8 protein-coding genes are annotated in these 7,251 nt (G+C 73.9%); 3 read left to right on the top strand and 5 right to left on the bottom strand.

Translation table 11 applies throughout. The annotated features are described in order from the left end of the window. From ACFQS1_RS40060 to ACFQS1_RS40070, 3 genes are all read right to left on the bottom strand, one after another. Nucleotides 1-295, bottom strand: a 295-nt coding sequence (locus tag ACFQS1_RS40060; protein ID WP_378978236.1) for a cbb3-type cytochrome c oxidase subunit I, incomplete at its 3' end; no start/stop codon positions are given. A gap of 129 nt (nucleotides 296-424) precedes the next feature. Then, nucleotides 425-1,153 (bottom strand): class I SAM-dependent methyltransferase, encoded by a 729-nt coding sequence (locus ACFQS1_RS40065; RefSeq protein WP_378978237.1) that lies wholly within the window; start codon nucleotides 1,151-1,153, stop codon nucleotides 425-427. Next, complete coding sequence (locus ACFQS1_RS40070; RefSeq protein WP_378978239.1) at nucleotides 1,150-1,725, bottom strand: TetR/AcrR family transcriptional regulator; 576 nt, start codon at nucleotides 1,723-1,725, stop codon at nucleotides 1,150-1,152. The genes ACFQS1_RS40065 and ACFQS1_RS40070 overlap by 4 nt, the downstream gene beginning before the upstream one ends. A 49-nt stretch (nucleotides 1,726-1,774) precedes the next feature. On the opposite strand from ACFQS1_RS40070, the gene ACFQS1_RS40075 reads away from it, so the two are divergent. Together ACFQS1_RS40075 and glsA are read left to right on the top strand one after the other, a co-directional pair. Beyond that, nucleotides 1,775-2,254, top strand: a complete 480-nt coding sequence (locus ACFQS1_RS40075) for a GNAT family N-acetyltransferase (RefSeq protein WP_378978241.1) — start codon at nucleotides 1,775-1,777, stop codon at nucleotides 2,252-2,254. 4 nt (nucleotides 2,255-2,258) lie between these two features. Continuing rightward, nucleotides 2,259-3,251 carry a glutaminase A gene (gene glsA, locus ACFQS1_RS40080; RefSeq protein ID WP_378978243.1) on the top strand — a complete coding sequence of 331 codons (993 nt, stop codon included), beginning with the start codon at nucleotides 2,259-2,261 and terminating at the stop codon, nucleotides 3,249-3,251. On the opposite strand, the gene ACFQS1_RS40085 is transcribed toward glsA, so the two are convergent. Beyond that, the gene (locus ACFQS1_RS40085) at nucleotides 3,248-4,159 is read right to left on the bottom strand and encodes a 5'-3' exonuclease (RefSeq protein ID WP_378978245.1); all 912 of its coding nucleotides are present in this window, start codon (nucleotides 4,157-4,159) and stop codon (nucleotides 3,248-3,250) included. The genes glsA and ACFQS1_RS40085 overlap by 4 nt on opposite strands. Before the next feature lie 79 nt (nucleotides 4,160-4,238). Here ACFQS1_RS40085 and ACFQS1_RS40090 point away from each other — a divergent pair, with 79 nt between their 5' ends. Beyond that, on the top strand, nucleotides 4,239-5,381 hold the full coding sequence (locus ACFQS1_RS40090) for an acyl-CoA dehydrogenase family protein (RefSeq protein ID WP_378978247.1): 1,143 nt from the start codon (nucleotides 4,239-4,241) through the stop codon (nucleotides 5,379-5,381). Nucleotides 5,382-5,407: 26 nt separating this feature from the next. Here the strand turns inward: ACFQS1_RS40090 and ACFQS1_RS40095 are convergent, their stop codons facing one another. Beyond that, nucleotides 5,408-7,162 (bottom strand): multicopper oxidase family protein, encoded by a 1,755-nt coding sequence (locus ACFQS1_RS40095; RefSeq protein ID WP_378978249.1) that lies wholly within the window; start codon nucleotides 7,160-7,162, stop codon nucleotides 5,408-5,410. Nucleotides 7,163-7,251 lie beyond the last annotated feature (89 nt).

Raw genomic sequence — 7,251 nt, forward strand, 5'->3', positions numbered from 1 at the left:
AGGCGAACACGATCGGCGTCGCGAAGAACAGCAGCATGATCGTGCCGTGCATGGTGAACAGCTGGTTGTACTGCTCCGGCGACAGGAACTGCATGCCCGGCCGGGCCAGCTCGGCCCGCATCAGCAGCGCCATGAAGCCGCCGAGGGTGTAGAACACGATCGACGTGATCATGTACATGATCCCGATCTGCTTCGCGTCCGTCGTGCGCAGGATCCGGGTCAGCGCCGATCCCTTCACCTGCCGCCGGACCGGGTACGGCCGGGTGGCCAGCGGGCGCGGGGCGACTTGCGTCATGCGGTGCTCCTCGGATGTCGCGCGTACGGGAATCCACTGCGCATCTTTCGTTATAGGCTTCTCGGCCCCCGAACCGCTCGATTTCCGCGCAATGCCCACATCTCCGGCGATCCCGGCGGAGGTAAAGAGTCAGGAGCGGGGCCGCAGCACGTACCCGGTGTAGGCGTACTCGCCGCCGTACGCGGCGCGAACCGCGATCTCCTCGCCGACCGGGGCAAGGACTTCGTCGGGGATCCCTTCGCCGCGCAACTCGGCCAGGCGCGCGGCCAGCGGCTCGTAGTACTCGTCCCAGTCGGAGTCCGGCAGGACGTAGACTGCCCGCACGATCCAGCCCGCCCGCTCGGCCGCCCGCACATTGGCGGCCGTGGTGCGCATCGCCGGATAACCGGGATCCCAGAAGGCCCGCGCTCCGGCCGAGGGCGTGGGAGTCAGCCACTCCGCCTCGGTGAGCACCAGCACGCCGCCCGCCGCCAGCAGCGGCCGCCACGCGGCCAGGGCCGCGTCGAAGCCCATGAGGTACGCCGAGCCCTCCGCCCAGAGCAGGTCCACCGAGCCCGGCGCCAGGGGCAGGCTGTCCATCGAGGCGCGCAGCGCGGTCACCCGGTCGCCGACCCCGGCGGCGGCCGCGCGGGCGGTGACGGCGTCGAGGAACGGCGGGTGCAGGTCCACGGCGGTGACGTGGCCGCCGGTGAGCCGGGCCAGGGCCACGGTGGCCGGCCCGGTGCCGCAGCCGACGTCGACGATCCGGGGGCGGCCGGGCAGCGGGCCGGCCAGCCGCAGCAGCAGCGCGGTGGTCTCCGCCGAGCCCGGCGCCTCGCGCGGCAGGCCCTGGTGGGCACGCCGGAAAACGTCGGTCATGGGACGGCATTCTGCCCGGTGGCCGGCCGGAGCGTCCCGAGTTGGCGATGGACGGCGGCCGTGGTGCGCTCGATGTCCCCGGTGGCCAGCAGGTCGAGCAGCGCGCCGCGCAGCACGGCCAGGGCGGCGGTGCGCTCGGCGACGGCTTCGCGGGAGTCGCGCGTGGCGGCCGGCTGCGACGCGGCGAGCACGGCCAGCCAGTCGGCGACCGTCGCGGCCGCGAAACCGGACCAGGGCCCGGACGAGTCGGCCAGGCTCCGCGCGTACGCCTCGACCCAGAGACGCAGCAACGGCCGGTGCGCGTCGGCGCAGAGCCATCGCCAGACGGCCTCGGACGCGGCCGGGAGGCCGGCGGCCGCCGGTAGACCCTCGAGCAGCGCGAGCTCCTCCGCCCGCGCCCGGGCCAGCAGCGCCTTGACCAGGCCGTCCTTGCTCTCGAAGAGGAACAGCAGGACCCGGGGGCTGGAGCCGATGGCGGCGGCGAGCGGCCGCAGCGAGAGGTCGGAGAGGCCGTGCTCGCGGACGTACGCGTAGGCCAGCTCCAGCAATTCCGCTCGCCTGCCCGACGTCACGCCCGCTAGCATCTCACTGAAACGACTGTTTCAGTGAGGAGGGGTCGCGATGATCCGGGAGCTGGGCGAGCCGGGAGACCTGGGCTGGGTGGTCCAGGCGCACGGCGAGATCTACACCAAGGAGTACGGCTGGGACGCGAGCTTCGAGGCGCTCGTCGCGCGGATCGTGGCCGACTATGCGAACGGGCGCGACCCGGCGCGGGAGAACGCGTGGATCGCCGAGATCGACGGAAAGCGCGCCGGGTCGGTTTTCTGCGTGGACGCGCACGAGGACGACACGGCCGTGCTGCGGATCCTGCTGGTGACGCCGGAGGCGCGCGGGCACGGGGTCGGCGGGCGCCTGGTCGACACGTGCGTGAGTTTCGCGAAACAAGCGGGCTACGCGCGGATGCGGTTGTGGACCAACGACCCCCTCGTCGCGGCCCGGCACGTCTACCTCAAGCGGGGCTTCCGGCTCACCGGCGAACAACGGCACCACAGCTTCGGGGCCGACCTGGTGGGCCAGACGTACGAGCTGGCCCTACGCTGACCGGATGGATGCCGAGCACGACGACACGGCGTACGTCTCGACCGGCCGGCTCCCCTCCGCGGACACGGTCCGCAAGGCGCTCGACGAGGCCTACGAGCGCTACCGCGACGAGTACGGTGGCGCGCCCTCGGCTCTCTATCCCGCCCTCGCCCGGGTCCCCGCGCATCTGTACGGGCTGTGCGCGGCCGGAGTCGGCGGCGGCGTCCACGCGGCCGGGGACGCCGAGCACGGTTTCGCGCTGATGAGCGTGGCCAAGCCGTTCGTCTTCGCGCTGGTCTGCGAGATCTCCGGCGCCGGCGAGATGCGGCGCAAGCTCGGCGCGAACGCGACCGGCCTGCCGTTCAACTCGGCGGCGGCCGTCGAGCGCGCGCACGACGGCCGCACCAACCCGATGGTCAACGCCGGCGCGATCGGCACGGTCAGCCTCGCGCCCGGCGGCGACGTCGAGGCGAAGTGGCGGTTCGTCCAGGAGGGACTGTCCCGGTTCGCGGGCCGGGACCTGCCGCTCGACGAGGAGGTGTTCCCGTCGGCGGCGGCCACCAACCACCGCAACCGCGCCCTGGCCAACCTGCTGCAGACGTACGGTTTCCTCGGCTGCGACCCGGTCGACGCGGTCGATCTCTACACCCGGCAGAGCTGCCTGCGGGTGACCGCGACCGATCTGGCGGTGATGGGCGCCACGCTCGCGAACGGCGGGGTCAACCCGCGCACCGGCGAGCGGCTGGTCGGCCCGTCCGCATGCCATCACACGCTCGCGGTGATGGCGACCGCGGGGCTCTACGAGACCTCCGGGGACTGGCTCTACGACGTCGGCGTCCCGGGCAAGAGCGGCATCGGCGGCGGCATCGTGGTGGTGTCGCCGGGCAAGGGCGCCCTGGCCGCCTTCTCCCCACCGCTGGACGCGTACGGCAACAGCGTGCGCGGCCGGCTGGCGGCAAGTTTCCTGTCCCGCCGCCTGGGCCTGACGCTCTTCGCGTCGAAACCGGCCGGCGCCTAACCGGCGAGCGCGTCGACCAGGCGCCTCGCCGAGCCGGCCAGGTTCCACCGCTCGGCCAGCGCCAGCAGCGCGTCCGGGTTCTCCGGGGCCCGGGGCAGCGCCGGGTCGAAGGGCGGCAGCTTCACGTCGAGGGCGACCTTGCAGACGGGCAGCGCCTTTTCCAGATAATCCTTGGCGGCGGCAAGTTTCGCGCGCAGGCCCGGGGCGAAGCCCGCGTCGGGATCGTCGAGCGCGGCCAGGATCTCGGTGACCCCGCCGTAGCGGGTGACCAGCCGGGCCGCGGTCTTCTCCCCCACGCCCGGCACGCCCGGCAGGCCGTCGCTCGCGTCGCCGCGCATCGCCGCGAAATCCGCGTACCACTTCGCGGGCACCCCGTATTTCGCCTCCACCAGCGCGTTGTCGGCGTCCTCGAGTTTCGCGACGCCGCGCCCGCAGTAGAGCAAACGCGTCCGCCGCTCGTCGTCGACCAGCTGGAACAGGTCGCGATCGCCGGAGACCACCTCGACCGGCGCCGGCTGGGTCGCGGCCAGGGTGCCGAGCACGTCGTCGGCCTCGTAGCCGTCCACCCCGAACGCGGGGATCCCGACCGCGGCGAGGACCTCGAGCAGGATCGGGATCTGGCGCTCCAGCGCCGGCGGAACGATCTCCACGTCGCCGTGGGCGACCCGATGCTTCTTGTACGAGGGGACCAGCGCGACCCGCCACTCGGGCCGCCAGCTGGCGTCGAGCGCGCAGACCAGCCGGTCGGGCCGCCGGGTGCGGACAAGTTGGGCGATCATGTCGAGGAACCCGCGCACCGCGTTCACCGGCTCCCCGGCGGCGGTCTGCGCCGCCTTCTCGGGAATGCCGTGGAAGGCACGGAAGTAGAGGCTGGGCGCGTCGACGGCGAGCAGCGGCTGTGCGGTCACCGCAACACTTAACCACAGGAGCGCGAACCCGGGCCGGTGCGCTGCTGACGGGTACCTGAACGGTCGTTAAGATGAGGGGGTGACGGTTGACCGGATCCTCCCCACCGAGGAAGCCTACGAGCTCCTCGACCTGACCCGAGAGCTCGCCGACGGCGAGCTGGCCCAGGCCGGCGACTTCGAGCGGCGCGGCCAGTTCCCGCGCGAGATCATCCGGACGCTCGGCCGGGCCGGCCTGCTCGGCCTGCCCTACCCCGAGGCCGACGGCGGCGCCGGGCAGCCCTACGAGGTGTACCTGCAGGTCCTCGAGATCCTCGCGGGCCGGTGGCTGGCCGTCGCCGAGGCGGTCAGCGTGCACACCCTGGCGTGCTACCCGGTGTACGCGTACGGCACCGAACGCCAGCGCAAGCTGCTGCCGGACATGCTCGGCGGCGATCTGCTCGGCGCGTACGCGCTCTCCGAACCGCAGGGCGGCTCGGACGCCGCGGCCCTCACCACCAGGGCGACCCACGACGGCGCGGGGTGGGTCGTCAACGGCACCAAGGCGTGGATCACGCACGCCGGGCACGCCGACTTCTACAACGTCTTCGCCCGCACCGGCGGCCCGGGCGCCGGCGGCATCTCCTGCCTGCTCGCCGACGCCGGCACCCCCGGCCTGCACCCGCAGAAGCCCGAGCGCACGATGGGGCTGCGCTCGTCGGCGCCGGCCCAGCTGGTGTTCGAGGACATGCGGCTCGACGGCGATCGCCTGATCGGCGCCGAGAACGGCGGCTTCCGGATCGCCATGGAGGCCCTCGACGCCGGGCGCCTCGGCATCGGCGCGTGCGCGGTGGGGCTGGCCCAGGCGGCGGTCGACTTCGCGGCGGCGTACGCGAAAGAGCGCGAGCAATTCGGCAAGCCCATCGCCTCGTTCCAGGGCATCGGCTTCATGCTCGCCGACATGGCCACCCAGGTGTCGGCGGCGCGGGCGCTGGTGCTGGCGGCGGCCCGGCTCAAGGACGCCGGCCGGCCGTTCTCCATCGAGGCCGCGAAGGCGAAACTTTTCGCCACCGACGTGGCGATGAAGGTGACGACCGACGCCGTGCAGATCCTCGGCGGGTACGGCTACACCGGCGACTACCCGGCCGAGCGCTGGTTCCGCGAGGCGAAGGTGCTGCAGATCGTCGAGGGCACCAACCAGATCCAGCGGCTGGTGATCAGCCGGTCGCTGACCCGGCCGGCCTGATCCGGGACAAACGACCGGCGTCCCGGTCAGGCGTAGCGCAGGTGCAGCATCATCCCGGCGTCGGCGTGCGGCAGGTTGTGGCAGTGGTTGGCCCACCGGCCAGGGTTGTCGGCACGGAAGACCACCTTCCAGATCTCGCCCGGCCGGACGTCGAACGAGTCCTGCCACAGCGGGCTCCCGGTCGAGGGCGTGCCGTCGCGCGACACGATCAGCACGTGGTGGCCGTGCAGGTGCCACGGATGGACGGCGAGTGAGCGGTTGACGATCGTGAACTCGACCGTCTCACCCAGGTGGACCACCTCGTCCGGGATGCCGGGATAGGCGGCGCCGTTCACCGTGTGCGCGTAGCGGGGAAGCAGGCCGTGCAGGTCGAGGCCGCGGTCCAGGACCAGGGTGAACCGGCGGTCGGGCGGGGGCAGCGGCGCCGCGGCCGCCGGAGCGCCGTAGGTGAGGGGATCCAGCGCCGGCCAGCCGCCCGTCGCGGCGGTCACCGGGCCGGTGGAATTCGGGCCGGTGGAATTCGGGCCGGTGGAATTCGGGCCGGTGGAATACACGGCGCGGCCGTCCACGAACAGGGCGACGGGCGCGGCCGGGGCGGTGAAGGTCAGGTCGTAGCGGCCGCCGGCCGGGATCAGCACGGCGGTGGCCTCCAGCGGGGTGGGACCGCGCAGGTCGCGGCCGTCGATCGCGGCGACCTCGAACGGCGCTCCGGCCAGGGCGTACCGGTGGGTGGTGCTGTCGGTGTTGATCAGCCGCAGCCGGACGGGCGTGCCGGCGCGGACCGGCGCGGTGACCGCCTCGGGCAGCGGGTGGCCGGCCAGGGTGTGCACGGGCACGGTGACGTCCACGCCGGTCACCCGGGCCGGGCGGACCACGAGCACGCCGTAGAGGCCCATCCGGACGCCGATGTCGGAGGCCTCGTGCGTGTGGTACCAGTACGTGCCGGGCTGGTCGGCGGTGAACCGGTAGACGAACTCCTGCCCGGGCAGGACCGCCGCCTGAGTCACGCCGGGCACCCCGTCCTGGCTGTTCGGGACGTCGTAGCCGTGCCAGTGCAGGGTGACGCCGCGCCCGATGTCCCGGTTGCGCAGGGTCACCTCCAGCACGTCGCCGACGGTGGCGGTGAGCTGCGGCCCGGGCACCTGCCCGTTGAACGCCCAGGCGCGGACGTCGTGGCCGCCGGCGCGGACGGTGGTGGTCCCGGCGGTCAGGGTGAACCGCTCGGCGGGCGCGCCGGTCGCGGGGGCGGCGGCAAAAGCGCCATGATGATGGGGTACGGCGGGAGCGGCGCCCGGCGCGACCGCGAGTCCGACGCCGGCCGCCAGCGCCGTCACGGTCGCCACGACAGCCGTCCGGGGAAGTCGCCGGCCGCCGAGCAGGCGCCCCGACACCAGCGTCGCGCCGGCCACCCCGGCGGCGGCGAGCAGCCCGGCGCTCGGCGACGCGGGATAGCCGTGCAGGACGGTGACCAGCACGGCGGCGGCGCAGGCGTAGCCGGCGAACAGCAGCGGGAGCGGTCCCCGCCGCAGCGCCACGGCGGCGAGCCCGGCCAGCGACAACGGCGCGCCGATGAGGACCTTCTCCCCCGCGAACCACCAGCCGGCCCGGGCCAGCACGACGGTCGTGCCGGCCCGGGCCAGCGTCGCGAGCGCCGCCGCGGCGGCCAGGCCGAGCGTGAGCCGGCGGCGCCCCGTGGCCGCCGCCGCGCCCGCGCCCAGCCACCCGCCGGCCGCGAGAACCCCGGCCAGCAGATCCACGATGATCATCGAGGCGGTGCTCACGCGCGCTCCCGCTTCCCCGCGGCGCGATCGGCCCCGGCGGCGGCACCCGGGGCTCCGGCGCCCGCCTCGCCGGCCTCAGCCGCGCCGCC

Origin of the sequence: Paractinoplanes rhizophilus (assembly GCF_042664765.1) — a bacterium.
Classification (GTDB): domain Bacteria; phylum Actinomycetota; class Actinomycetes; order Mycobacteriales; family Micromonosporaceae; genus Actinoplanes; species Actinoplanes rhizophilus.